The organism is Rhizobium centroccidentale (assembly GCF_030182565.1).
Taxonomy (GTDB): Bacteria; Pseudomonadota; Alphaproteobacteria; order Rhizobiales; family Rhizobiaceae; genus Rhizobium.
The window spans coordinates 38100-62496 of sequence record NZ_JAQJCG010000003.1 but is presented as its reverse complement, the minus strand read 5'-3'; the positions used below and the strand labels follow the sequence as shown (position 1 = coordinate 62496).

The window sequence follows — 24397 nt, the reverse complement described above, 5'->3', positions numbered from 1 at the left end:
TGCCTTGAGAATGCGCAAGGGATTCAAGAGGAGTCGAATGCCGATATACTGTCGGCAAGTTACGATGCCTGCAGCATGCACTCCATAAGTAATGCGCCCAAAAGCAGGCCCGAAACCGTAGCAAGCACTTTCAAGATGGCGCGTTCGATCCTGAGGCATTTTTGCGGCAGGATCAGCGCGAGCGCCTCGCTCGCGGCTGCGACCAATATACACACGAGAGCAATGATGCGACGGTCTTCCGGGTAAGCCATGACAAGCAGAAATCCCAGAAGACCGAACGGGATGACGCTGTCGATGCTCGCCATTGCCATAAGCGGATACTTCGTCCCGACCGGAACGACCGTCGTCACGACGATCAGGCCGAGCACGATCCAGGCAAGAGCATGAGCGAGCAGCGTAAGTTCCATGCAAAAATCATAACAACAAGCCGCGAGTTTTCAAGTTGTGCGGCACGGCCTGTCTGCGCTTCCGGTCGGGCTCCGCTGGCTGACGTCAATCTCTGGCAGGGACAAGTAAAACGGCTCGCCGCATCAGCTATGACCGCCGGCGCGATTGACAAAGCGCTGCCGCATTGGATGTATCGGTGATGTGGTCCGCCGACTAGCGGCCGATGCATTCCTGCCGTCGTCTTTTGCGAATAGGATTGGGTTCGACAATGTCTGAAACAAAACCCGCAGCGCAGCCAGCCACCTGGCGCATCGTGCTAGCCGCCGTCTTCGACTTCCTGACCGCCTTCCTGGTTTTGGGCTACATTATTGCATCTATCTTCGGTGGCAAGACGGCGGATGGCTTCCAGCTCGATGGCTTACCCGCGCTGCTGCTTTTCGTTCTCATCGTCGTCTATTTCATGGTGTTCAATCGCTTCCTCGGCGGCACACTCTGGAAGCGCATATTGCGCGCACATCGTTCCTGACGGCCCGCTCACGGGCGGCAACCTTTAAGGCACCTATCACAGGCTGCTCAGCAACAGGCTGGTCTCGCTGTTTGCAACGCCATCGATCATCCGCACCTCGCGCAAGACGCGGTCGAAGTCGGATAGGCTGGTCGCGCGGATATTGGCGACCAGATCCCAATTGCCATTCGTCGTATGCAGCGAATAAATTTCGGGAAGGCCGCGCAGTTTGCGGATGACCTGTGTCGTCGATTTCCCGACGACTTCGATCATCATGACGGCATGCACGGTCTGCTCCTCATAGTCTTCCCGAACTCTTACGGTGAAACCAAGCAGCGTGCCGGTCTCTATCAGTCGATCCAGCCGGTTCTGCACCGTACCACGCGCGACGCCCAAAACATCGGACAATTTGGAGAGCGAAGCCCGCCCGTCGGCACGCAGATGAGCGATGATACGCCGGTCGAGATCATCGGGAATATATTTGGCGAGCGTCATCGCATGATCCTGATCTTGTCCATTCCGTCAAAAAACATAGGCAATTTGTATAAACCCATACCAGAACTGGCACAGTTTTGCGATTTTAGTCAATCGATCCGCTTGATACCCTATAGGAAATGATTTCCACCGAGGATACGAGAATGTCCGCACCGCTCCCATCGGAAAGAGCTTTCATTCCCTTCGTCAGCGTCGAGAACATGATGCGGCTCGTCCATCATATCGGCGTCGAAACCGCGCTCATCGAACTCACGGACGCCATCGAAGCGGATTTCCGCCGCTGGGACCTCTTCGACAAGACGCCACGCGTCGCTTCCCATTCGCATGACGGCGTCATCGAATTGATGCCGACCTCGGATGGGGCGGTCTACAGCTTCAAATATGTCAACGGCCATCCGAAGAACATGGCGCAGGGCCTGCAGACGGTGACCGCCTTCGGCCTGCTAGCAGAAGTCTCGACCGGCTACCCTGTGCTGCTGACGGAAATGACGCTGCTGACGGCGCTGCGCACGGCGGCAACCTCGGCGATGGCGGCCAAACATCTGGCGCCGGCCAATTCGAGGCGCCTCACCTTGATCGGCAATGGCGCGCAGGCCGAATTTCAGGCACTGGCGATGAAGGCGGTGCTCGGCATAGAAGAGGTCCGCCTTTACGACATTGATCCCAGGGCCACGGAAAAGACCGTTCGCAATCTCGCAAAGACCGGCCTGAAGCTCGTGCCCTGCACCTCGGCCCAGGGGGCCATCGAAGGTGCCGACATCATCACGACATGCACGGCCGACAAACAATATGCCACGATCCTCACCGACAACATGGTCGGCGCCGGCGTGCACATCAACGCCATCGGCGGCGATTGCCCCGGCAAGACGGAACTCCATCGCGACATCCTGCTGCGCTCCGACACTTTCGTCGAATATCCGCCGCAGACCCGCATCGAAGGCGAAATCCAGCAGATGGACGCGGACTATCCGGTCACAGAACTCTGGCAGGTCGTGAGCGGCCGGGCACCGGGCCGCAGCAGCGATAGGCAGATCACGCTGTTCGACAGCGTCGGCTTTGCGATCGAGGATTTTTCCGCCTTGCGCTACGTCCGCGAAAAGCTGGCCGGCACGGATTATTTCCAGAAACTCGATATCATTGCCGACCCGGACGATCCGCGCGACCTCTTCGGCATGCTGCTGCGCGCAGCCTAAAAAAGATAATGGCGGCCATTTCTACAGCCGCCATCAAACACGTCCATTCTTCAGTCGAACAATTTCAGCCCTTGCTGCCGTAGGTAACCAGTTCCGGCTCGCGGACCCGCCCGTTCAACGAGAAAGCCAGCAGGGCCGACAACAGCATCAGCGCCCCGACGATGAACATCGGCAGCTCATAGAGGCCGGTCGCATCCTTGACGACACCGGTCACATAGGGTGCGGCGAAGCCTGCGATATTGCCGATGGTGTTGATCAGCGCGATGCCCGCCGCAGCCGCCGGCCCCGTCAGGAAACGCGACGGAATGGCCCAGAAATTCGGCAGGGCGGAAAAGATCGCACAAGCCGTCAGCGTGATCATCACGATCGTCGCCTCGGGCGAGCCCATATAAAGCGCGGCCGGAATGCTGAAGGCGCCAACCAGGGCCGGAATTCCGATGTGCCACGGCCGCACCCCGCGTCTGGACGCATCGCGGCTCCAGAAGAACAGGGCAACAGCCGCCGGCAGATAGGGAATGGCCGTAATCAGCCCCTTGTCGAAGACATCGAACTTGGTGCCGAATTTCGTTTCGAAGCCGGCAATGATCGTCGGCAGGAAGAAGGCCAGCGCGTAGAGACCATAAATTAGACCGAAATAGATGACCGACAGCAGCCAAACCCGGCCATCCGTCAGGGCGAGGCCAGTCATCTTACCATGTGCGGCAGCCTTTGCCTTTTCCTCACCGGCAAGCTCCCGGTTCAGCCAATCCTTCTCGGCCTGGGTCAGCCATTTCGCATCATCGGGCCGATCAGCAAGGTAGAACCAGGTAATGATCCCGACGATGACAGCCGGAATGGCAACGCCGAAGAACATGACTCGCCAGCCCTCAAGGCCGAAGACGCCATGCATCTGGATCAGCATCGCTGCGAAAGGCGCGCCGATGACGGTTGTCAGCGGCTGAGCAAGGTAGAACAGTGCCAGGATTTTGCTGCGATGCTTGGCCGGCACCCACATGCTCAAGAACAGGATCGCCCCCGGAAAGAAGCCGGCTTCGGCAACGCCGAGCAGGAAACGCAGCACATAAAGTTCCGTTGCGCTCGAGACCCACGTGAACAGCAGTGCGACGATGCCCCAGCTCACCATGATGCGGGCGAGCCAACGGCGCGCGCCGTATTTGTGAAGCGCGAGATTGCTCGGGATTTCGAGAACGATGTAGCCGAAAAAGAAGATGCCGGCGGCAAAGCCGAACTGCGCTGCCGTCAGCGCCAGATCCGTCGTCATGCCGTTCGGCCCGGCGAAGGAAATCGCCGTGCGGTCAAGGAAGTTGATGAAGAACATCAAGGCGATGAAGGGTACCAGCCGCTTCGACACCTTTGATATGGCCGAACGCTCGACCTGTGACATTTCCTGATTTGCGGGCTGCAATGAAAATCCCTCCCCCCGTGCTGAAATCTTTACGACGCAGCGATCCGCTTGCGTCGCCGACAGAACGGAACTCCGAATTCCCTTCCAACTCCTGCCCTCGGCCGCATGCGCCTTCGAATGACCTTGATCTCTAACGGGATGGACAAGTTGCAGGCAAACGATTTAATCTCTCGGTCATGTGAGGAAAAATCATATCATGAGGCAGTGGAATCGAAAAATGAGCGGCCCCCTTCCATCCTTGAATGCGCTGAAGGCATTCGAAGCGACCGCCAGGCACAGGTCGATGACGCTTGCCGCCGATGAGCTCTGCGTTACGCATGGCGCGATCAGCCGGCACATTCGCGGACTGGAGGAAACGCTCGGCGTCATCCTCGTGACCCGACGCGCGCGTTCGACGGAGCCGACGCCGGAGGGATTGCGGCTGGCGGAAGGGCTGGCGAGCGCTTTCGGCCTGATGCAGGCAAGCGTCGAGCGCGTCCGGCCGAGCCCGCTGACGCTCTCCTGCTCTTCCTCGATCATGATGGGCTGGATCATTCCGCGCATCGGCCAGTTTCACGAGCGCCATCCGCATATCGCCCTTCAATTCAACATGAACTACGACCAGGTCGACTTCGTCCGCGACAAGATCAGCCTCGCCATCCGCTCCAGTGTCATCGATCCGCCGAAGGATGCGATCATCCGGGAGCTCGGCGGCGAGGCCATCGGCCCTGTCTGTTCGCCGGAATATCTGAGCCGCTCCGGCATTTTGCGTCCCGATGATATGGAACACGCGGCGATCCTCTCCACCCAGACACGGCCGCAAGCCTGGAGCGACTGGCAGGCCATAGCCGGGCAGGCGGATCTGCATCTGACGCCGCAGGCAGCTTTCGATCATTTCTATCTGCTGATCCAGGCCGCGGCATGCGGCCTCGGCATGGCGGTGGTGCCGCAGATGCTTGTGCTCGATCAGCTTGCTTCCGGGCGGCTGGTGGCCCCTTTCGGTTTTCTGCCCGGCCCGCGCCGCATGGTGCTCTGGATCGCGCCGCACATTGCCGGAAGGCCGGATGCACTGGCGCTCGAAAGATGGCTGACGGCCGAAATGCATGCAAGGCCGGACACCTGACAGCTCTCTCAAACTGGCGTCAAATGGAAGTTCGCCCCGGATGAAGGCCCATCGCCCTGGACCGCTTTGAGCAGCCCGAAATATGCGGCGTGAAAATTCGCTTATGTCACTTAAGATACATTGAAATCAGCAGATTTTCTCTCTGCACTTCGCGACGAAGAATATGTTATGAATTTTTGCAAGCATGAGCGGAACAGGGCAATCCTTACGGGTTCCTGTCGCTCGAGAGAGGATGCATCCTGAATATCATGCCCGAATTGGCAAGTCACACCAACGAGATGGCGGCGCTTATCTCTGGCTTCGACTGGGCAGCGACTAGCGTTGGCCCGAAATCGGCGTGGCCCCCATGCCTTACCGCTGCCGTCGATATTATGCTCTCCGCGCAAGCCCAGATCGTCATGTTCTGGGGCGACGACTTTGTTGCGCTTTATAACGACGCTTATGCGCCGACGATAGGCGACAAGCATCCCCAGGCCCTGGGCCGTCCCGCGCGCGAAAACTGGGCTGAGCTCTGGAACGACCTCGAACCCCTTCTGCAATCCGTTCTTCATGATGGCAAGACTGTCGCCGCCAAGGATCGGCCCTTCTATATCGAGCGCTACGGCTATCCCGAAACGGTTTACTTCGATATTTCCTATTCGCCGGTTCGCGATGCGGATGGCAAGACGCTGGGCGTCTTCTGCATCGTCAACGAAACGACAGAACGGGTTCGTGCAGAGCAAGCACTGCGTGAAAGTGAAGAGCTGTTTCGCGCCGTCGTCTCGCAATCGGCGACAGGTTTTGCCCAATGCGAACTCGATGGCCGTTTCGTCCTGGTGAATGAGCGTTTCTGCGAGATTGTCGGCTACTCCGAAAGCGAGCTCCTCGGCCTGCGGACATATGACATTACCTATCCGGACGATTTGCATGAGAATGAGCGCTTGTTCGAGGCGATGATGACGACGGGCGAAAGCTTCGAGATCGAAAAGCGCTATGTTCGCAAGGATGGCAGCCTCGTCTGGGTGGCAAACTCCGTCTCCGGCTTGAAAGACAGTTCGGGACGCATCCAGCGGGTCGCCGCGATCGTCACCGATATCAGTGAACGCAAGCGTGCACAGGAGGTAGAGCGGCAACTGGCGGCTATTGTCGCCTCATCGGACGACGCCATCCTCAGCATCGATCTCGACATGATCATCACAAGCTGGAATAGCGGTGCTGAAAGGCTTTACGGACAATCGGCCGAAGAGGCCATCGGCCAGTCCGTGATGATGCTCGTTCCGGAAGACCGTAGTGACGAAGAGCCGGCGATCCTGGCGCGAATCCGCGCGGGCCAAAAGGTAGAACCTTACGAAACCAAGCGACGCAACAAGAACGGCGAGCTTGTCGATGTTCTCCTCAGCGTTTCCCCGATCTATGACGTCTATGGCCGGATCGTGGGGGCGTCGAAGACTGCTCACGACATCAGCGCCAAGAAGGAGGCCGAGCGCCTGCAGACCGTGCTGGTCGGCGAGCTCAATCATCGCGTCAAGAATGTGCTCGCAACCGTGATGGCCATTGCGCGCCAAACGCTCGGGCGGGACGATGTGGACAAGGCATCTGTCGAGACATTCGAGGCGCGGCTCTCCTCTATGGCGCGCGCCCACGATCTGCTGATCCACGGCCAATGGGAGCAGGCGGAATTGACCGCCGTCATCGCCCAGGCGCTGTCACCCTATCCGAAGGACAGGTTCGAAATTTCCGGGCCGGCGATCAAGCTCGCGCCAAGAGCCGTTGTTTCCATATCGCTTGCGCTGCATGAGCTGGCGACGAATGCCGCCAAATACGGTGCGCTTTCAGTGGCGGATGGCCGCGTTGCGATCACCTGGTCCGTGGAAACGGGCGAGACCGACCGGCTCAAGCTGCGTTGGCGGGAATCGGGAGGGCCAATCGTAAAGCCTCCGACCCGCAAGGGCTTCGGCTCCCGCTTGATCGAAAGCCTGCTGGCGGCGGAATTGAGCGGCAAGGTCCAAGTCCATTACGAACCGAGCGGCTTGATCTGCGAGGTGGATGCCGCCGCAGGCATCGGCTGGGATCAAGCCCACGACACAACCGAGTAACGCCGCGCCCGGTGCCGCTGCAATCTCGATCGAGTCAACGCAGCCCCTTCGACCGCGTCGCAAGCACGTTGCGGATCGAGAAGCTCGAATGGATTCGCAGCACTCCCGGCATGGTCGACAGGATATCCTTATGAATACGTTCGAAGTCGCCGGGGTTGGCGACCTCGACGCGCAGCAGATAGTCGGAACCGCCCGTCATTAAAAAGCATTCCTTGATCTCCGGATGTTTGCGCACCGCCGCCTCGAAACGATCGAGATGCTCCTCCGTTTGCCGCTCGAGCGTGATGTTGATGATGACAGCGATCGATGCCTCTGCCTGGGACGTGTCCACCAGGGCCGTATAACCGCGGATCACGCCCGCCTGCTCCATCAATTTGATGCGCCGCAGGCAGGCCGATGGCGACAGCCCCACCTCGCTTGCCAGCTTGGCGTTGCTGACGCGGGCATCAAGGCGAAGCAGGCGGAGGATATTGCGATCGATCGCATCGAGAGAGGCCATATGGATTCTTTCAAAAATTCGCAGATCATTTCAATATCTTTGCAATTACACAATAATCAATCACTGTTTGGCGAACAATTTCACGATCCTTTCAATAATCTGCCTTTGAAGAAGCGAGGGCGGACATGGACGGCGGTATTCTGGATTCTCGGACGCCAAAGTTGGCGATGGATAGTGGAGCATGTGGCTATCTGACGATCGATCTGGCTGCGCTATGCCGGAACTATGACAAGCTATCCACCATCGTCGCACCGGCAAAAACAGCTGCCGTCGTCAAGGCCGATTCCTATGGGCTTGGCGCTAGCCAAGTATCGAAAGCGCTCTATGCGCGCGGTTGCCGCTCGTTCTTCGTCGCCCATTTCATCGAGGCGCTGCGGTTGCGTCCGCAACTCCCCAGCGACGCAACGATCTTCGTGCTGAACGGCCTGCTGCCCGGCAATGAGGCCACCTGCGCCGACGGCGGCATCGTGCCTGTCATCAATTCGCTCGATCAGCTGCGGCAATGGTCGCAGACGGCGCGCTCTCTTCAGCGCAGGCTGCCGGCGGTTCTGCAATTCGATACCGGCATGTCGCGGCTCGGCATATCGCCGGAAGACAGAGGCGCTATCGCGGCACATCTGCAGGCATCCGATGACATCGATATCCTGTTCATCATGAGCCACCTCGCCTCCGCAGATGAGGCCGAGAGCAAGCAAAACGGCGATCAGCTTACCGAAATGCGTCGCGTTGCAGCGGAGTTTCCGCAATACGATGTTTCCTTCGCAAATTCCGGCGGCATCTTCCTCGGCGGAGATTTCCACGGCGTACTGGCGCGGCCGGGGATTGCGCTGTACGGCGGCGCTCCAACCGGTGGCGTTGCCAACTCCATGGAGGCCGTCGTTCGGCTCGAAGTTGCCGTGGTGCAGACCCGAACCGTTCCGGAAGGTGCGCGGGTCGGCTATGGCGGCGTGCATGTGACGAAAGGCCAGACCCGGCTTGCGACGATCGCTGCCGGCTATGCCGATGGCCTGCCGCGCAGCCTCAGCGATCGTGGCGCGGTCTATTACAACGGCGTGCGTCTGCCGATCGTCGGCCGCGTCTCGATGGACAGCACGACAATCGATATCACCACCTTGCCCGAAGGCGCGCTCTCCTTCGGCAGCATGGTGGAAGTTCTCGGAGATCATCAGACCCTGGATGATCTCGCGCGCGACGCCGGCTTGATTTCCTATGAAATCCTGACCAGTCTCGGCCATCGCTTCCACCGTCAATATCGCTGACCTTCCCATCTCTCAAGTCTCTGAGGACATCATGAAAGTCGTCGTTCTGGGTGCCGGCATCATCGGCGTGACGTCAGCCTATCAGCTTGCCAAGGCGGGCCACGAAGTCACGGTCATCGACCGCCAGCAAGGACCGGCGCTGGAGACGAGTTTTGCCAATGCCGGCGAAGTCTCCTTCGGCTACTGCTCGCCCTGGGCGGCACCCGGCATCCCCATGAAGGCGATCAAGTGGCTGTTCATGCACCATGCGCCCCTCATCCTGCGGCCGAAGGTCGATGGCGCCATGCTTTCATGGCTCGTCAAGATGCTGTCCAACTGCACGTCGGAGCGTTACGCGATCAACAAGAGCCGCATGCTGCGCCTTGCCGATTACAGCCGCATTTCCCTCGCTGAGCTTCGGGAAGAAACCGGTATTGCCTATGACGAGCGTATGCAGGGCACGCTGCAGCTCTTCCGCACGCAAGCGCAGCTCGATGCATCGGCCAAGGACGTCAAAGCACTGGCAGCCGACGGCATCCCCTATGAGGTGCTCGATCCCGATGGCTGCGTCGGCGTCGAACCGGCGCTCCGGCATGTCCGCGGCAAGATCGTCGGCGGGTTGTTGACGCCGAAGGATGAGACCGGCGACTGCTTCAAGTTCACCAATGCGCTTGCTACAAAGGCGGTCGAGCTCGGCGTGAAGTTCCAATACGGCACGATGATCAAGGGGCTCGACGTCGAGGGCAACCAAGTACGTAGCGTGATGATCGATCGTGGACGCGTGGATGCGGATACGGTCGTCGTCGCGCTCGGCAGCTATTCGCCGCTGCTGCTGAAGCCGCTCGGCATCAGCCTCTCCGTCTATCCGGTCAAGGGCTATTCACTGACGATCCCGATCACCGATGCCTCGCGGGCACCGGAATCGACCGTCATGGACGAAACCTACAAGATCGCCATCACCCGGCTTGGCGACCGCATCCGCGTCGGCGGCATGGCGGAAATTTCCGGCTATACCAATGACCTCGGCCTTGCGCGACGCCGGACGCTCGAGCATTCCGTGACCGATCTCTTCCCGGGCGGCGACGTTGCCAAGGCCTCCTTCTGGTCGGGCCTGCGGCCGATGACGCCAGATGGAACTCCGGTCATCGGACCGACCAAGATCAAGGGGCTGTTCCTCAATACCGGTCACGGTACGCTCGGATGGACCATGAGTTCCGGTTCGGCACGCGTCATCAGCGATCTCGTCAGCGGCCGCAAACCTGATATCGACGCGACCGACCTCGCCATCAGCCGCTACGCCTGACAAGCAGGCTTGCGCATAAGCGCTCAAGGACAGCGGCAGACTGATCGCCCGCCGGTCGCGATCAATGCCGCGGGATTCGCGGTAGGAAGATCGTGAACAATCCCAGCAGCGGCAGATACGAGCAGATCGTGTAGACGAAGGGAATGCCGCGCGCATCGGCAAAATCGCCAAGCCAGGCCGCGCCAAGTCCACCGGCACCAAAGGCAAAGCCAAAGAAGATACCGCCGATCAGCCCGACGCGGCCGGGGATCAGCTCCTGCGCAAAGACCACGATCGCCGGGAAGGCGGAGGCAAGCACAAGACCGATGACGACAGTGAGGACACAGGTCCAGAACAGGTTCGCATAGGGCATCAAAAGCGCAAACGGGATGACGCCGAGGATCGAGAACCAGATCACGAAACGCGCACCAAAGCGGTCGCCTACCGGCCCGCCCATGATCGTGCCGACGGCAACCGAGCCGAGGAAGAGGAACAGCATCAGCTGTGCATCGCGGACATCGAGATGGAACTTGTCGATGACGTAGAAGGTGAAATAGCTGGATATGCTCGCCATGTAGACGTTCTTCGTTGCCGTCAGCAGGATGAGGATGGCAAGCGCCCACATCGCCTTGTTGCGCGCGATCGGCAAGGCGCGGCTCGGGGCGGGACGTGCCGACTGCTGGCGGCGATGATTGATGAACCAGTTGCCGACCCAACTCAGAACGATGAAGCCGATGACGGCCAGCACCGAAAGCCATGCAACGCTCTTCTGGCCGTGCTGCAGGACGAAGAAAGCGGCAATCAGCGGACCGATCGCCGAACCGGCGTTACCGCCGAGCTGGAAGAGCGATTGCGCCAGACCGTGGCGTCCTCCCGACGCCAGCCGTGCAACACGCGAAGCCTCCGGATGGAAGACGGCCGAACCGAAACCGATCAGGCTTGCGGCGATCAAGAGCACGCCGAAACTGCCGGCGTAACCGAGCAGCAGCAAGCCTGCAAAGGTGCTGACCATGCCGACGGGTAGCGAATAGGGCATCGGCCATTTGTCGGTGACGATGCCGACAACCGGCTGCAGCAGCGAGGCGGTGATCTGGAACATCATCGTCAACAGGCCGATCTGCACGAAATCGAGCGCATAATTCTCTCTGAACATCGGATAGAGCGATGTCAGCAGCGATTGCATCGTATCGTTCAGCAGATGACAGGTGCTGACCGCCATAACAATCGACATCGTCGTCTTTTGATATCGGGCCTGGGTACCCGCAACTTCCGCAACCATGTGGGGAATCCTCCTGCGCCGGCGAGGCTTGCCGACGATATGACTTGATCCGCCTTTAGCACGGCTTGCGAATGTCCTTCTTTCGTGTTTTGGTCCAATAGTTTCTCGATTGGGCCAAAATGGAAAAGCTATCGAAACAGTTGCTGGCAACCCTCGATGACGACCATGTTCGAAACATGCGCTGGATGGAGGAATCGCCGGCCGACGTGCTCGTCCATAGCGCCGAGCCGCCGCAGGGATACACAGTTCCCTGGCATCACCACCGCCGCACCCAGCTGCTTTGCATCTTCGCCGGCGTCGCCTTGATCATGACGGCGCGCGGCCGCTGGATGGTGCCACCCGGCCATGCCCTTTTCATTCCCGTCGGGCTGGAACATTCGATCGAGATCCTGAGCGATGTCAGCATGAAATCCGTCTACGTGACACCGCGCGGCCCGCCGCCGAAGGATGAGGCCCCGCGCGTCGTCGAAGTGACGGACCTCGCCCGCAGCCTGCTATTGGAAGCCATTCGGCTACGGGAGGCGCCGGTCACTCATCGAAAGGCAAGGCTGGTCCTATCTCTTCTCGTCGAGGAGATCGCGACGCTGCCGGAACGGCCCCTCGGTCTCCCCTTCCCGTCCGACCGTCGGATGGCCGCGCTCTGCCGCGACTATCTATCCACGCCATCGCCCAACGCCAGATTGGACGATTGGGCCGACAAGCTTTCGGTGAGCCGCCGCACCTTCACCCGACAGTTCCGCAAGGAAACCGGCATCAGCTTCACCACATGGCGACAGCAGGCGAGCGTCTTTGCCTGCCTGCCGCAGCTCGCCGAGGGTCAACCCGTCACCAATGTCGCGCTCGAGGCGGGCTATGAGAGTGTGGCGGCCTTCACCACCATGTTCCGGCGCATGCTCGGCACCTCGCCGCGCAGCTATATGGCCAATCGCTGGACCCTTGAGCGGCAATCGGCCTGAAGCTCCTCTTGAAATGATCGTGCGCTTCCGGCAAACAGCCCTGAAGAGCGAGGGCACATGCGGCATATTCACATCGTCGGTATCGGCACTGGAAACCCCGAACATCTGACCGTGCAGGCGATTAATGCGCTGAACTCGGCCGATGTCATCCTCATTCCCAGCAAGGGCGCCGCCAAGACGGAACTCGCCGATGTCAGGCGCGACATCTGCCAGCGCTATGTCACCAATCCGACCACGCGTTTCGTTGACTATGACGTGCCTTCACGCAAGACCGCTGACCGTAGCTATGTGCAGAGTGTCGATGAATGGCATGACGCGATTTCCGCGACCTATGAGCGGCTGTTTCTGGAACATCTGACGGAAAAAGAGAGTGCTGCCTTTCTCGTCTGGGGCGATCCCGGCCTTTATGACAGCACGTTGCGTATTCTCGAGCGTGTCGTCGGTCGCGGCATAGTCGCTCTCGATTACAGCGTTATTCCCGGCATCACCAGTATCCAGGCGCTGACGGCAAGCCATCGCATCCCCCTCAATCTCGTCGGCAAGCCGGTTCAGATCACCACCGGCCGGCGATTGGCCGAAAGCTTTCCCGGAATTGCCGAAACGGCCGTCGTCATGCTCGACGGCGAGCAGGCCTTCAGCAAGATCGACGACCCCGATGCCTATATCTATTGGGGAGCCTATCTCGGCACTCGGGATGAGATCACGATCGCCGGCAGGCTGGCCGACGTTTCCGAGCGCATTCTTGCGACCCGCGCCGAAGCCCGCGCCAGGCACGGATGGATCATGGATATCTATCTCATGCGCAAGGGCCAGGATTTCGACGATCTCGAATAAGCGCCGAATACCAAATCGTTTGCCCGCCGATCCGGTTTGTGCAAGGAAATGTCCCTTATGAAGGGCAGTTTTATGGTTGCGGGCGACACGCGGACTATGGAGGAACAAGCGTGCTTCTCTGAAGGGGGAGCTGCCGGGGACGGCGTTGCCTCGCCCCTACCCTCCATGGTTCGCGGTGCCTGCCCCTCCTTGAGCGCGCCAATGCAAACGGGCGACGGGCTGCTTGTGCGCCTGCGACCATCGACGCCAGGTTTGACGGTTGCTCAACTTCGCGCCTTGGCCGAGGCTACAGAAAAGCATGGCAACGGTCTGATCGAGATCACCGCGCGGGGCAATCTTCAGCTGCGCGGTATGACACCGCAAAGCATGCCGGGACTGGCTGCCGATATCGACCGCGCCGGCATCGTGCCGGAGACCGGCGTCACGATCGAAGTCCCGCCGCTCAGCGGTGTCGATCCGTCCGAGATTGCTGATGCACGCGGGCTTTCTGAGCGCCTGCGAAGCGCCATCGATGCACTTCATCCCAAGCCATTGCTGGCTGCAAAGCTCGCCATTATCGTCGACGGCGGCGGCCGGCTCGTCCTTGACGAAATCTCCGCGGATATCAGGCTGAAGGCTGTCAATGCCGCAGATGGCAGCCAACTGTGGAGGCTTGCGATTGCCGGAACGCAGGCGACGGCTACGCCGCTTGCCGACTTGACCGGCGAGCAAGCAATTCCCGGTGTTATCACGCTGGTGAAAGCATTGACCGCAATCGGTCCTCGCGCTCGCGGCCGCGATCTGGACATTGCCTCTTTGCAAGCGCAACTTCCGGCCGCCTCCCGTTTCTCACCCGTCGAAAGCGCTACCCTGACCTCTCCTGTCGGCCTCATCCCGCTCGGCAAGCAGCATGCGGCCCTCGGCCTGCGACCGGCCTTCGGTCGCATCCACGCCCAAGATCTCATTCGCTTTCTCGACGCGGCTGAGGTGGCGGGAGTGCATGATATTCGGACGGGGCCGGCGCACAGCCTGCTATTGCTCGGGCTTCCTCGCGATCGCATTGAAGACCTCCTAGCCACGGCAGTTGATTGCGACTTCCAGACGCGCGCTAACGATCCGGCCAATTATGCAATCCCGTGTTCAGGTGCCGGAGCATGCGCCTCTGCGCATTATTCGACGAGGCAGGCGGCGGCCGATCTCATCAAATTGGGCGCCGACCTGCTTGACGGCCCGCTCAAGGTACATCTGTCCGGCTGCACGAAAGGCTGTGCTCACCCGTCTCCGGCAATGCTGACCATTGTCGGTGCTGCAACGGGCTATGCTATTGTCGTAAATGGGTCATCATCATCAGAGCCGGTGGCTTACATCCACAAGGAAGACCTGAAACCAGCGTTGGCTGCGCTCGGAGAACTGGTGCGAAACAACAAAGCTGCTGGCGAATCGGCACAGCAGTGTCTTAAACGGCTCGGCCGGGACGCAATCGCGACGGCTTTACGACAGGGATAGAAATGCCTGACTATGACTATATCCGCGAGGGAGATGCGATCTATGAACGCTCCTTCGCAATCATCCGCAGCGAAGCCGATCTCCAGCGTTTTCCCGAAGCCGAGGCCGATGTCGCAGTCCGCATGATCCATGCCTGCGGATTGGTGGAAGCCGCGGAGCATTTCCTGTTCTCGCCCGATTTCGTCGCATCCGCCCGCAAAGCGCTGGCTGATGGTGCGCCGATCTTCTGCGACGCGGAAATGGTCGCGCGCGGCGTGACCCGCGCGCGCCTGCCGGCTGCCAATGAGGTGATCTGCACCTTGCAGGATCCGCGCACGGCTGAGATCGCTAAGACCATCGGCAATACGCGCTCGGCCGCCGCCATGCATCTTTGGACGCACCGCCTCGCCGGCTCAGTCGTTGCCATCGGCAATGCGCCGACCGCCCTCTTCCACCTTCTGGAAATGCTGCGCGATGGTGCGCCGAAGCCTGCCGCCATCATCGGCATGCCCGTCGGTTTCGTCGGCGCGGCAGAATCGAAGGATGCACTCGCCGAAAACTCCTACGGCGTTCCCTTTGCCATCGTGCGCGGCCGGCTTGGCGGCAGCGCCATGACGGCAGCGGCACTCAATGCTCTCGCGAGGCCGGGTCTATGAGCGCGCCGTCCAACGGAAGCCTGATCGGTGTCGGCACCGGCCCCGGCGATCCGGAATTGCTGACGGTCAAGGCCGTCAAGGCCCTGGAGCGCGCGGACGTGGTTGCCTATTTTGCCAAGCAGGGCCGAGGCGGCAACGGCAAGGCTATCGTCGGCGAGCTTCTGAGAGCCGATGTAAAATTGCTGCCGCTCTACTATCCGGTCACCACCGAGATCGATAAGGACGCGCCGGAATATCTCCGTCAGATCACCGCCTTCTACGACGCCTCGGCCGAGATGGTGGCGGCGCATCTTCGCGAGGGAAAGACGGTTGCCGTACTCAGCGAAGGCGATCCGCTGTTTTACGGTTCCTACATGCACCTGCATGTGCGCCTCGTCGATCGCTTCCCCACAGAGGTCATTCCGGGCGTGACGGCCATGTCCGGCTGCTGGTCGCTCGCCGGCTTGCCGATGGTGCAGGGAGATGACGTTCTCTCTGTCCTGCCCGGAACCATGGCGGAAGCCGAGCTTGCCCGCCGTCTGGGCGACACACAGGCTGCCGTCATCATGAAAGTCGGCCGCAATCTGCCAAAAATCCGCCGCGCGCTCGATGCCGCCGGCCGGCTGGAAGAAGCGATCTATGTCGAGCGCGGCACGATGGCGAACGGTGCCATGACGCCGCTTGCCAGCCGCGACGATGCTGAAGCACCCTATTTTTCGCTGGTTCTGGTCCCCGGCTGGGAAAGCAGGCCATGAGCGGGCGCCTCTATGTGATCGGCACCGGCCCCGGCAATCCCGCGCAAACGACGCCGGAGGCGCTGGCTGCCGTCGCTGATGCCCATGAATTCTACGGTTACGGTCGCTATCTCGACCGCCTGACGCTCCGCAGTGACCAGATCCGTCAGGCATCCGACAATCGCGAGGAGCTGGACCGCGCCAAGGTGGCGCTGCAGCGGGCGGCAGCGGGCGTCAATGTCTGCGTCGTCTCTGGCGGCGATCCCGGCGTTTTTGCCATGGCGGCCGCCGTCTGCGAGGCGATCGATGACGGCCCGGCGGAATGGCGCACAATCGACCTTGTGGTCGTGCCCGGCATTACGGCCATGCTTGCAGTCGCTGCGCGCATCGGCGCGCCGCTCGGCCACGATTTTTGCGCCATCTCGCTTTCGGACAATCTGAAGCCTTGGCCGCTGATCGAGAGTCGTCTTCGCGCCGTCGCCGAAGCGGGCTTCGTGATCGCGCTCTACAATCCGATCAGCAAGGCGCGCCCCTGGCAGCTCGGCAAAGCCTTCGAAATTCTGCGCGCCGTACTGCCCGGTGAAATACCTGTCATCTTCGGTCGGGCCGCGGGCCGTCCTGACGAGCGCATGACAGTGGCACGGCTTGGCGACGCAGAGGCGTCACAAGCAGATATGGCAACCTGCGTCATCATCGGCTCGGCCGAAACCCGCATCATTGCCCGCGAAGGACGCCCGGATCTGGTTTATACGCCGCGGTTCATTAGGGAAGAGACGAAATGATCGATCCGATCGAGCGCAGCATCCACCGTTTCGACCACCGGCAAGCCGGCGGTCTCGGCGCGCTCGATCATGATTACCTTGATGCCGAGATGCCTTGCGGCCTCGATCTTGCCGTAGGTCGCGTCACCGCCGCTGTTCTTGGCGACGACGACCTCGATCTGATGCTGTCGCAGCATGTCAAGCTCGTCGGCCAGGCGAAACGGACCCCGGCTGTGAATGTAGCTGACATGCGGCACCGTCAGCGGCGGCTCGACGGGATCGACGCTGCGGATCCAATAATGGTGCTGCGGCGCGGCGTTCGCCTGATGCGCCTCCTGACGGCCGGTTGCAAGGAAGACACGCAAGGGCTTGGCGCCAAGTGTAGCGATAGCTTGCGAAACGCTGTGCACGGAAAGCCAATCATCGCCTTCGACCGGCACCCATGCGGGACGGCGCAGCGCGAAAGCGAACACATGGCATTGAGCAGCAGCCGCTGCGGCATTGGCCGAGATGCGGGCTGCAAAAGGATGCGTGGCATCTACCAACAGGTCGATCTCTTTGTCGCTGACATAGCGGGCAAGCCCCTCAGCGCCGCCGAAACCGCCGCTGCGCACCGGAACGGGCTGGGGCGCCGGATCGGCGGTTCGTCCGGCAAACGACAGGATGACCTCGAAATCCGCTCGCGAGGCAAGAGCCGTCGCCAGCGCGCGGGCTTCCGTGGTGCCGCCGAGGATCAGAATGCGGGCCTTGCCCATGGCTGAGACACCTTCAATTCAACGCTGGCTCACTCTTATCGGCATCGGCGAAGACGGTCCAGCCGGTCTCGGCGACGAAGCCAAGCGGCTGATCGCCTCATCGCCGGTCGTCTTCGGCGGGACGCGCCATATCGAGTTGATGAGCTCGCTGATCTCTGGCGAAACGCATCAATGGCTTTCGCCATTCGAAAAATCCGTCGAGGCGGTGCTTGCCCGGCGCGGCAAGCCGACGGTGGTTCTCGCCTCCGGCGATCCGTTTTTCTATGGCGTCGGCGCGACACTTTCGCGGCACATTCCAGCCGCCGAAATGACTGTGATCCCGGCGCCCTCCTCCTTCAGCCTCGCCGCATCGCGCCTCGGCTGGCCCCTGCAGGAGACGACGGTTCTGTCGCTGCACGGACGGCCGATCGATCTCATCCGGCCGCATCTGCATCCAGGCCGCAAAATCCTGGCGCTGACATCCGATGGCAAAGGCCCCAGCGAAGTGGCCTCCCTGCTACAAAACTCCGGCTTCGGCCCATCCGAGCTTACGGTTCTGGAAGCGCTGGGGGGACCACACGAGAAAGTCTCCCGGCAAACTGCGGCTGACTTTGCCCTTTCCGGCATCAACGATCTGAATATCTGCGGCATCGAGGTCAAGGCGGAAGCCGGCGCGCGTATTTTGCCACTGAGCGCGGGCCTGGCCGACGAGCTTTTCGAACATGATGGCCAGATCACCAAGCGGGAGATCCGCGCGATGACGCTATCGGCACTCGCGCCACGCCACGGTGAGCTGCTCTGGGATATCGGCGCCGGCTCCGGTTCGATCGGCATCGAATGGATGCTCGCCGATCCGTCGCTGCGCGCCATTGCCATCGAGGCATCGCCCGAGCGTGCGGCGCGTATCCGTCGCAATGCCGGCAATTTCGGCGTGCCCGGCCTGACCATTGTCGAAGGCGAGGCGCCGGCGGCTCTTTCTGGCCTCGCCGCGCCCGATGCGATCTTCATCGGCGGCGGCGGCAGCGATGCCGGCGTGCTTGAGGCCGCTATCGTCGAATTGAAAAGCGGCGGCAGGCTGGTCGCCAATGCCGTCACGACGGAAATGGAAGCGCTGCTGCTGGCCGAGCAGGCACGCCGCGGCGGCTCCTTGATCCGCATCGACATTGCGCGCGCCGCACCTGTCGGCCGCATGACTGGCTGGCGGCCGGCCATGCCGGTAACGCAATGGTCGTGGACCAAGCCATAATTGAGAATGAGGTAGAGCGATGACGGTGCATTTCATTGGCGCAGGCCCAGGAGCCGCTGACCTGATCACGGTGCGCGGACGGGATCTGATTGGCAAGTGCCTGGTCTGCCTCTATGCCGGCTCGATCGTTTCGCCGGAACTGCTGCAATATTGCCCACCCGGCGCCCGCATCATCGATACGGCGCCGATGTCGCTTGACGAGATCGAGGCGGAATATCTGAAAGCCGCTAGAGCCGGCGAGGATGTCGCGCGCCTGCATTCGGGCGACCTCTCGGTCTGGAGCGCGGTCGCCGAGCAGATCCGCAGGTTGGAGCAGCGTGGCATCGACTATACGCTGACCCCAGGCGTTCCCGCTTTCGCGGCTGCCGCCTCGGCGCTCGGGCGCGAGTTGACCATCCCGGCCGTAGCTCAAAGCCTTGTCCTCACCCGCGTTTCAGGCCGTGCCTCGCCGATGCCGAACAATGAGACGCTGGCGAAATTCGGCGCGACCGGCGCCACGCTCGCCATCCACCTTGCAATCCATGCGCTCAAAGACGTCGTCGAGGATCTGACGCCGCTCTACGGCCCAGATTGCCCGGTTGCGATCGTCGTCAAGGCTTCCTGGCCCGATGAGCGGATCATTCGGGGTACGCTTGCCACGATCGAAGCGCAGGTGGCCGCCGATCCGATCGAGCGCACGGCTCTGATCTTTGTCGGTCCATCGCTTGGCGCCAGCGATTTCCGCGAAAGCTCGCTCTACGACCCGACCTATCAGCGTCGTTTCCGTGGCCGCCAATAACGCCGGGCACCGTTGCAAATCCGCTCGAAATTTCCTCTAGTCGACACCGACGAACCGTGGGGAACAGGATCGGGATATGCAGCGGATTACCATCACCATCGACGACGATCTTCTGGAGACGATCGACAAGATCAGCGCGCAGCGTGGCTATGCCAGCCGCTCGGAAACCTTGCGCGATCTCGTCCGCGATGCCGTGACCCGCGCGCAACCGACCATAGATGGCGAAGCGAGATGCTACGCAGCCCTTGCCTATGTCTATGAACACGAGACCCGCGACCTGTCGCGCCGGCTGACGACAGCGCAACACGATCACCACGATCTTTCAGTCTCGACGCTTCATGTTCATATCGACGGGCAAGATTGCCTCGAAGTCTCCGTGCTGAAGGGTAAGGTGGACGAAATAAAGACCTTTGCCGACAGCGTCGTGACACAGCGCGGCGTACGCTTCGGGAACCTGCACATCATTCCATCGGACGACGGCGCAGATCACCGCGAAACCCATTCGCATGACTGAGCGGGCGGCAAGTTGCCCGCGGACTACTCAGTCAGCGCTGATGACATAGGCGATGCTCCCTGAGAGCGGCAACCGAAACCAGGCGGCCTCAACAGGGCCCGTGATGCCGGCGGCGTCCAGCATCGGCTTCGGCGCCGATCCGGATCACGCCTCCCGGAGGTAAACACGGTCAAGCCGAAGTCGTTGCTCACCACATAAGATTCCGTCAGGCCTTGACGAAGGGCGGCGAAGCATAAATGTCTTCCCATCACGGCAAATGGGGGAAGCGATGAAGATACTCGGCATATCGGGCAGCCTGCGTAAAGGCTCCTTCAACACGGCCCTACTACACGCGGCCGTCGAATTGGCACCAAGCGGCGTCGAGCTGATCGCTCGCACCATCCATGGCGTGCCGCTTTACGACGCCGATATCGAGGCTGCGGATGGCATTCCGGAAAAAGTACAGGAACTCAAGAACCTCGCCATTTCAGCCGATGGGCTGATCCTGTTTACGCCGGAATACAACAATTCGCTTCCGGGCGTTTTCAAGAACGCAATCGACTGGATGAGCCGGCCCTCCACCGACATCGCCCAGGTTTTCGGCGGAAAGCCGATCGCTGTCCTCGGAGCTTCGCCGGGCAATTTCGGCACCATCCTCAGCCAGAACGCCTGGTTGACAGTGCTGCGCACGCTCGGCGCCGAAGCCTGGTTCGGCGGCCGGCTGATGGTGTCACGTGCCGGCAGTGTCTTTGATGCCGATGGCGCAATCGTCGACGAGAAGGTGAAACACAATCTTGCGGCCTTCGTCGATGGTTTTACGGCTTTCGTCGCGGATCACAAAAAGGGCTGATGCGCGGCTCTGCGGGTGGACCGGACCGCGAACATGGAGCCTATGATTGAACCGATGAATGACCTAATGTGAATGTGATGCCGAGTTCCGGCGCCTCTGGGGCCTTGCACATCTTCTTCCTTCGAAAGCCATGAAATCCAATAGTACCGGTTACGTCTTCACGCTGTTGGCAATCAGCATATTCGCCATACAGGACGGCATCTCCAAGCACCTTGTCAGCGCCTACCCGCCGCTTCTGGTGGCGATGATCCGCTATTGGGCTTTCATGCTTTTCGCCATCGCGATGGCTTCGCGCGCACCCGGCGGCTTGCGGCGCAACGTCAGGACCAAGCGCCCTGTCCTGCAGATTGCCCGAGGCCTGTTGCTCGCCGCACAGATCGTCGTCGCCATCTCGTCCTTCGTCATCGTCGGCCTTGCCCATTCTCAGGCGATCTTTTCATCCGGTCCGCTGATGGTAGCCCTGCTGTCCATCCCGATCCTCGGCGAGAAGGTCGGCTGGCGGCGATGGCTGGCAATCTGTTTCGGCTTCGTCGGCGTGCTGTTGATCCTGAAGCCGGAAAGCGGCGTCTTCGATGCGCGCTTCCTAGTGCCGCTCTTCGGCGCATTGCTATTTTCGCTCTACGTCGTCCTGACACGCTATGTCAGCCGCGAGGACGGGGCCATGACCAGCTTTTTCTATACGGGCGTGGTAGGCGCGATCGCCATGACCTGCATCGGGCCGTTCTTCTGGACGTCGCTTGCGCCCCATGACTGGATCTTCATGGGCATTCTTTGTCTGACTGGCGTTTCGAGCCATTATTTCCTCATCCGAGCCTACGACATGCTGGACGCGGTGGTGATCCAGCCACTGACCTATCTGCAGCTCGTCTTTTCCGCCATTATTGGTGTCATGATATTCGGCGAAAAGCTGAGCGCGCCCATGATCCTAGGCGCGCTCATCGTTGTTGCGGCGGGCATATTCACGATCTGGCGGGAACATGCGCTGGCTGGAAGCCGGCTCAAAACCGGCAAGACAGAAGCGGGCTAAGCGTCTACCTGGGCACGCGGCTGCACCTCGGTGTAGTAGCTCACATATTTCTGCCGATAGCGCTCTGTTCCGCCGAAATCGCTGTAGCGCGGTAGTTCCGACATGTCGGTCTTGTTGAGGATCACACCGAGGATGCGCGAGTTGATCTGCGGCTCCTGCTCGAGAACATCACGCACCAGATTGGTCGGCGTTGCGCCCCATTCGGTCACCAGCAGGAAGGCATCGACCTGCGGCGCGAAGGCCTTTGCATCGATGACCGGACCAAGCGGCGCAAGATCGACGATGATGTAATCGAACATCTTGCGGGCATTTTCCATCAGATGCTGCATGCCCTGCGAGGACAGAAGCTCGCTGGTGTGCAGCAGATGATCGCGCACGGCGACCGGAAGAATGGCAAGCTTGGTACGCGGATCGACCTTCACAGCATTCGTCCAAGGCACCTCGCCAAGCACAGCCTCGATCAAGCCGGCCTGCGGCGGCGTCTTCAGGGTCCGGCTGAGACCCGGATTGCGCAAGTCGGCATCGATGAGCAGCGTGCGCTTGCCGCTGCTCGCAAGCAGGGCGGCAAAATTGGCAGCCGTCGTCGATTTGCCTTCGCCCGGCAGTGCCGAGACGACGCCGATGACACGGTCGGCGCGGCCCTGCAGCATCACGTCGCTGGCGAGCTTGGCGTTCCTCAAGGTCTCGGCGAAGATCGAGCGCGGCGCTTCGACGGAGATGCGCATTATGCGCTCGAAGGCGACGCCGTTTTCTCCCTCTTCCGCCGTTATCGGCTCCGCTCCGGCATCACCCTTGCGCGACTTCTTCTTGCTCTTGCTCTTGCTCTTGCTCTGCTGGCCGAGCAGCGGCAGATAGCCCAGGAACTTCAAACCGAGAGCAGCCCGCACGTCGGCCTCGACGCGGAAGTAGCGGTCGCGGAACTCCTGAAACGCAGCAACACCGCATCCAACCATCAGACCGAGGATGACCGAAAGCGCCATGACGAGCGTCTTCTTCGGGCTGGACGGCGCGGTCGGCACCCCGGCCACCGAGATGACGCGTGCCTTGGCAATCGGGAAGGAACGCTGCTGCGTCGCCTGTTCGAAGCGGCCGAGATAGGATTCGTAGAGCGTCTTCAGCGCGGATGCCTTCTGGTTCAGCTCATTCAGGTGAACCAACGACTTATTAGCCTCGGAATTCTTGCCGACGACCTTGTCGATGCTTTCACGCAGCGATTCCGCCCGCGACTGAGCGACATCATACTCGTTCTTGTAGCTGGCAGTGAGCTGCTGAAGGACCTGATAGATTTGCCGGGTGATGTCCTGCCGCTCGGCCTTGAGCGCCACTGCCTGCGGATGATCGGCGCCGAAATTTTGCGTGACATCCTGTTCGCGCTTTTCGACGGCGAGATAGCGCGTCTTGAGATCCTGCAGCACCGAATTGTCGGTCGAGCTCGACGAGATGGTCGCATTCTTGACGGCGTTGTCAGGGCCCTGGTCGATGATCGATTTATATTGATTGTAACGGGCGGCAGCGCTGGCCGTATCGGCTTGCGCGATGATCAGCTGTTTGTTCAGGTCGGAAATCTGCTGTTCCGACATCAGTTCGCCGCCAGTTGACGTCAGACCATTGTCGGCCTTGTATCTCTCGACTTCGAGCGAAGCCTCCTGGGCGCGCTGGCGCAGGTCGTTCAAGCGTTCCTGCAACCAGACGGAAGCGCGTTCGGTCGCATCGAAATTGGCGTTCAGCTGGTCGGTCAGATAAGCGTCGGCATAAGCGCTCGTAACCTTGGCGGCGAGACGCTTGTCCGTCGAACTGAAGGAGACGGCGACGACCGAGCTTCGCGTGACGCGCTCGACCTTCAGATTATCCTGCAGAACGGCAGCAACCTTCTGACGCTGGGCTTCCCGCTGTTCCTCGGGCGTCATAGGCGGGCGACCAGGCGTGAAGACGCTGACGATCAGGCTGACGCCGGATTTGAGCAAGGCCGCCGGAGATACGGGCGGATTGAGCAGAGTATTGTTGTCCGCAAGGCCTGCCGTGTCGACGACGCGCAACGCCATCTCGTTCGATTTGAGGATTTCGACCGCGCTGGCGATCTCCATGTCCGCCTGCTGGCTGCTTGCCGCCGGCGGCTGATCCTCGGCATATTTCGTCATGCTTTCGTCGAGCAATATCTGCGTCATCGAGGTATAGCTCGAGGTCGCAGTAAGCAGATAGGCGACGGCCAGAATGACAAAAGCGGCCACGGCGAAAATGATGGTGCGGATGCGCCGGATCACGACGGCCATCAGCCGGTCGAGATCGATAAAGCTATCCTGCGACTCCGCTTGTGGAAGAGCGCTGTGGAAAGTGAAGTTCTTCTGATGCATGGCGACCACCTTGTCGGAGAAGCCCGAATGAATAATAGCCATGGCCCGCGGCCTTCCCGGCCGCAGGCCACAAT

General features: G+C 60.7%; 24 protein-coding genes. 17 read left to right on the top strand and 7 right to left on the bottom strand.

What is annotated here, in order from left to right:
• Positions 1–59: 59 nt before the first annotated feature.
• On the bottom strand, positions 60–407 hold the full coding sequence (locus PH562_RS04205; protein ID WP_285171675.1) for a hypothetical protein: 348 nt from the start codon (positions 405–407) through the stop codon (positions 60–62).
• Positions 408–655: 248 nt separating this feature from the next.
• Here PH562_RS04205 and PH562_RS04200 point away from each other — a divergent pair, with 248 nt between their 5' ends.
• Positions 656–913 (top strand): hypothetical protein, encoded by a 258-nt coding sequence (locus PH562_RS04200; protein WP_113232832.1) that lies wholly within the window; start codon positions 656–658, stop codon positions 911–913.
• A gap of 36 nt (positions 914–949) precedes the next feature.
• Here PH562_RS04200 and PH562_RS04195 read toward each other — a convergent pair whose 3' ends face one another.
• Positions 950–1387 carry an Lrp/AsnC family transcriptional regulator gene (locus tag PH562_RS04195; protein ID WP_015343394.1) on the bottom strand — a complete coding sequence of 146 codons (438 nt, stop codon included), beginning with the start codon at positions 1385–1387 and terminating at the stop codon, positions 950–952.
• A 143-nt stretch (positions 1388–1530) separates the two neighbouring features.
• Here PH562_RS04195 and PH562_RS04190 point away from each other — a divergent pair, with 143 nt between their 5' ends.
• The gene (locus tag PH562_RS04190; RefSeq protein WP_285171655.1) at positions 1531–2580 is read left to right on the top strand and encodes an ornithine cyclodeaminase; all 1050 of its coding nucleotides are present in this window, start codon (positions 1531–1533) and stop codon (positions 2578–2580) included.
• 64 nt (positions 2581–2644) lie between these two features.
• Here the strand turns inward: PH562_RS04190 and PH562_RS04185 are convergent, their stop codons facing one another.
• The gene (locus PH562_RS04185) at positions 2645–3964 is read right to left on the bottom strand and encodes an MFS transporter (RefSeq protein ID WP_285172156.1); all 1320 of its coding nucleotides are present in this window, start codon (positions 3962–3964) and stop codon (positions 2645–2647) included.
• Positions 3965–4202: 238 nt separating this feature from the next.
• Between PH562_RS04185 and PH562_RS04180 the strand changes: the two genes are divergently transcribed.
• Both PH562_RS04180 and PH562_RS04175 read left to right on the top strand, forming a co-directional pair.
• Positions 4203–5087, top strand: a complete 885-nt coding sequence (locus tag PH562_RS04180) for a LysR substrate-binding domain-containing protein (RefSeq protein WP_174181938.1) — start codon at positions 4203–4205, stop codon at positions 5085–5087.
• A gap of 248 nt (positions 5088–5335) precedes the next feature.
• A complete protein-coding gene (locus PH562_RS04175; protein ID WP_285171650.1) occupies positions 5336–7162 on the top strand; it encodes a PAS domain S-box protein in 1827 nt (608 codons plus the stop codon).
• Between the two features lie 34 nt (positions 7163–7196).
• Here the strand turns inward: PH562_RS04175 and PH562_RS04170 are convergent, their stop codons facing one another.
• Positions 7197–7661: an Lrp/AsnC family transcriptional regulator gene (locus PH562_RS04170; RefSeq protein ID WP_285171648.1), complete on the bottom strand. Its 465-nt coding sequence runs from the start codon at positions 7659–7661 to the stop codon at positions 7197–7199.
• Positions 7662–7786: 125 nt separating this feature from the next.
• Between PH562_RS04170 and alr the strand changes: the two genes are divergently transcribed.
• Both alr and PH562_RS04160 read left to right on the top strand, forming a co-directional pair.
• A complete protein-coding gene (gene alr, locus PH562_RS04165) occupies positions 7787–8920 on the top strand; it encodes an alanine racemase (protein ID WP_285171646.1) in 1134 nt (377 codons plus the stop codon).
• 31 nt (positions 8921–8951) lie between these two features.
• Positions 8952–10202, top strand: a complete 1251-nt coding sequence (locus PH562_RS04160) for a D-amino acid dehydrogenase (protein WP_285171644.1) — start codon at positions 8952–8954, stop codon at positions 10200–10202.
• A gap of 61 nt (positions 10203–10263) precedes the next feature.
• Here the strand turns inward: PH562_RS04160 and PH562_RS04155 are convergent, their stop codons facing one another.
• On the bottom strand, positions 10264–11460 hold the full coding sequence (locus tag PH562_RS04155) for an MFS transporter (protein WP_113232824.1): 1197 nt from the start codon (positions 11458–11460) through the stop codon (positions 10264–10266).
• 119 nt (positions 11461–11579) lie between these two features.
• On the opposite strand from PH562_RS04155, the gene PH562_RS04150 reads away from it, so the two are divergent.
• The 6 genes from PH562_RS04150 to PH562_RS04125 are packed head-to-tail and all read left to right on the top strand — an operon-like array spanning position 11580 to position 16865.
• Entirely contained in the window at positions 11580–12416 is an 837-nt protein-coding gene (locus PH562_RS04150; RefSeq protein ID WP_113232823.1) for an AraC family transcriptional regulator, read from the top strand.
• A gap of 57 nt (positions 12417–12473) precedes the next feature.
• Positions 12474–13250 carry a precorrin-6A synthase (deacetylating) gene (cobF, locus tag PH562_RS04145; RefSeq protein ID WP_285171642.1) on the top strand — a complete coding sequence of 259 codons (777 nt, stop codon included), beginning with the start codon at positions 12474–12476 and terminating at the stop codon, positions 13248–13250.
• A 48-nt stretch (positions 13251–13298) separates the two neighbouring features.
• Entirely contained in the window at positions 13299–14735 is a 1437-nt protein-coding gene (gene cobG, locus PH562_RS04140; protein WP_285171641.1) for a precorrin-3B synthase, read from the top strand.
• A 2-nt stretch (positions 14736–14737) separates the two neighbouring features.
• Complete coding sequence (locus PH562_RS04135) at positions 14738–15370, top strand: precorrin-8X methylmutase (RefSeq protein WP_285171639.1); 633 nt, start codon at positions 14738–14740, stop codon at positions 15368–15370.
• Positions 15367–16104 carry a precorrin-2 C(20)-methyltransferase gene (locus PH562_RS04130; protein WP_285171637.1) on the top strand — a complete coding sequence of 246 codons (738 nt, stop codon included), beginning with the start codon at positions 15367–15369 and terminating at the stop codon, positions 16102–16104. Before PH562_RS04135 ends, PH562_RS04130 begins: the two co-directional genes overlap by 4 nt.
• Complete coding sequence (locus PH562_RS04125) at positions 16101–16865, top strand: precorrin-3B C(17)-methyltransferase (protein ID WP_285171635.1); 765 nt, start codon at positions 16101–16103, stop codon at positions 16863–16865. The genes PH562_RS04130 and PH562_RS04125 overlap by 4 nt, the downstream gene beginning before the upstream one ends.
• Here PH562_RS04125 and PH562_RS04120 read toward each other — a convergent pair.
• Entirely contained in the window at positions 16829–17599 is a 771-nt protein-coding gene (locus PH562_RS04120; RefSeq protein ID WP_285171633.1) for a cobalt-precorrin-6A reductase, read from the bottom strand. The genes PH562_RS04125 and PH562_RS04120 overlap by 37 nt on opposite strands.
• On the opposite strand from PH562_RS04120, the gene cbiE reads away from it, so the two are divergent.
• The 5 genes from cbiE (at position 17583) to PH562_RS04095 (ending at position 21972) form a co-directional block, all read left to right on the top strand.
• The gene (cbiE, locus tag PH562_RS04115) at positions 17583–18824 is read left to right on the top strand and encodes a precorrin-6y C5,15-methyltransferase (decarboxylating) subunit CbiE (protein ID WP_285171631.1); all 1242 of its coding nucleotides are present in this window, start codon (positions 17583–17585) and stop codon (positions 18822–18824) included. The genes PH562_RS04120 and cbiE overlap by 17 nt on opposite strands.
• Positions 18825–18843: 19 nt before the next feature.
• The gene (gene cobM, locus PH562_RS04110) at positions 18844–19602 is read left to right on the top strand and encodes a precorrin-4 C(11)-methyltransferase (protein ID WP_285171630.1); all 759 of its coding nucleotides are present in this window, start codon (positions 18844–18846) and stop codon (positions 19600–19602) included.
• A 76-nt stretch (positions 19603–19678) separates the two neighbouring features.
• Complete coding sequence (nikR, locus tag PH562_RS04105) at positions 19679–20116, top strand: nickel-responsive transcriptional regulator NikR (protein ID WP_285171627.1); 438 nt, start codon at positions 19679–19681, stop codon at positions 20114–20116.
• Positions 20117–20384: 268 nt separating this feature from the next.
• Positions 20385–20945, top strand: a complete 561-nt coding sequence (locus PH562_RS04100) for an NADPH-dependent FMN reductase (RefSeq protein WP_285171625.1) — start codon at positions 20385–20387, stop codon at positions 20943–20945.
• Between the two features lie 130 nt (positions 20946–21075).
• Complete coding sequence (locus PH562_RS04095) at positions 21076–21972, top strand: DMT family transporter (RefSeq protein WP_285171623.1); 897 nt, start codon at positions 21076–21078, stop codon at positions 21970–21972.
• On the opposite strand, the gene PH562_RS04090 is transcribed toward PH562_RS04095, so the two are convergent.
• A complete protein-coding gene (locus tag PH562_RS04090) occupies positions 21969–24323 on the bottom strand; it encodes a polysaccharide biosynthesis tyrosine autokinase (protein ID WP_285172155.1) in 2355 nt (784 codons plus the stop codon). The genes PH562_RS04095 and PH562_RS04090 overlap by 4 nt on opposite strands.
• Positions 24324–24397: the final 74 nt, after the last annotated feature.

Excerpts from the sequence above, each read along its gene's own strand:
- PH562_RS04205 (WP_285171675.1), bottom strand. The coding sequence starts at position 407 with ATGGAACTTACGCTGCTCGCTCATGCTCTTGCCTGGATCGTGCTCGGC.
- PH562_RS04200 (WP_113232832.1), top strand. The coding sequence starts at position 656 with ATGTCTGAAACAAAACCCGCAGCGCAGCCAGCCACCTGGCGCATCGTG.
- PH562_RS04195 (WP_015343394.1), bottom strand. The coding sequence starts at position 1,387 with ATGACGCTCGCCAAATATATTCCCGATGATCTCGACCGGCGTATCATC.
- PH562_RS04190 (WP_285171655.1), top strand. The coding sequence starts at position 1,531 with ATGTCCGCACCGCTCCCATCGGAAAGAGCTTTCATTCCCTTCGTCAGC.
- PH562_RS04185 (WP_285172156.1), bottom strand. The coding sequence starts at position 3,964 with ATGTCACAGGTCGAGCGTTCGGCCATATCAAAGGTGTCGAAGCGGCTG.
- PH562_RS04180 (WP_174181938.1), top strand. The coding sequence starts at position 4,203 with ATGAGCGGCCCCCTTCCATCCTTGAATGCGCTGAAGGCATTCGAAGCG.
- PH562_RS04175 (WP_285171650.1), top strand. The coding sequence starts at position 5,336 with ATGCCCGAATTGGCAAGTCACACCAACGAGATGGCGGCGCTTATCTCT.
- PH562_RS04170 (WP_285171648.1), bottom strand. The coding sequence starts at position 7,661 with ATGGCCTCTCTCGATGCGATCGATCGCAATATCCTCCGCCTGCTTCGC.
- alr (WP_285171646.1), top strand. The coding sequence starts at position 7,787 with ATGGACGGCGGTATTCTGGATTCTCGGACGCCAAAGTTGGCGATGGAT.
- PH562_RS04160 (WP_285171644.1), top strand. The coding sequence starts at position 8,952 with ATGAAAGTCGTCGTTCTGGGTGCCGGCATCATCGGCGTGACGTCAGCC.
- PH562_RS04155 (WP_113232824.1), bottom strand. The coding sequence starts at position 11,460 with ATGGTTGCGGAAGTTGCGGGTACCCAGGCCCGATATCAAAAGACGACG.
- PH562_RS04150 (WP_113232823.1), top strand. The coding sequence starts at position 11,580 with ATGGAAAAGCTATCGAAACAGTTGCTGGCAACCCTCGATGACGACCAT.
- cobF (WP_285171642.1), top strand. The coding sequence starts at position 12,474 with ATGCGGCATATTCACATCGTCGGTATCGGCACTGGAAACCCCGAACAT.
- cobG (WP_285171641.1), top strand. The coding sequence starts at position 13,299 with ATGTCCCTTATGAAGGGCAGTTTTATGGTTGCGGGCGACACGCGGACT.
- PH562_RS04135 (WP_285171639.1), top strand. The coding sequence starts at position 14,738 with ATGCCTGACTATGACTATATCCGCGAGGGAGATGCGATCTATGAACGC.
- PH562_RS04130 (WP_285171637.1), top strand. The coding sequence starts at position 15,367 with ATGAGCGCGCCGTCCAACGGAAGCCTGATCGGTGTCGGCACCGGCCCC.
- PH562_RS04125 (WP_285171635.1), top strand. The coding sequence starts at position 16,101 with ATGAGCGGGCGCCTCTATGTGATCGGCACCGGCCCCGGCAATCCCGCG.
- cbiE (WP_285171631.1), top strand. The coding sequence starts at position 17,583 with ATGCGGGCCTTGCCCATGGCTGAGACACCTTCAATTCAACGCTGGCTC.
- PH562_RS04120 (WP_285171633.1), bottom strand. The coding sequence starts at position 17,599 with ATGGGCAAGGCCCGCATTCTGATCCTCGGCGGCACCACGGAAGCCCGC.
- cobM (WP_285171630.1), top strand. The coding sequence starts at position 18,844 with ATGACGGTGCATTTCATTGGCGCAGGCCCAGGAGCCGCTGACCTGATC.
- nikR (WP_285171627.1), top strand. The coding sequence starts at position 19,679 with ATGCAGCGGATTACCATCACCATCGACGACGATCTTCTGGAGACGATC.
- PH562_RS04100 (WP_285171625.1), top strand. The coding sequence starts at position 20,385 with ATGAAGATACTCGGCATATCGGGCAGCCTGCGTAAAGGCTCCTTCAAC.
- PH562_RS04095 (WP_285171623.1), top strand. The coding sequence starts at position 21,076 with ATGAAATCCAATAGTACCGGTTACGTCTTCACGCTGTTGGCAATCAGC.
- PH562_RS04090 (WP_285172155.1), bottom strand. The coding sequence starts at position 24,323 with ATGCATCAGAAGAACTTCACTTTCCACAGCGCTCTTCCACAAGCGGAG.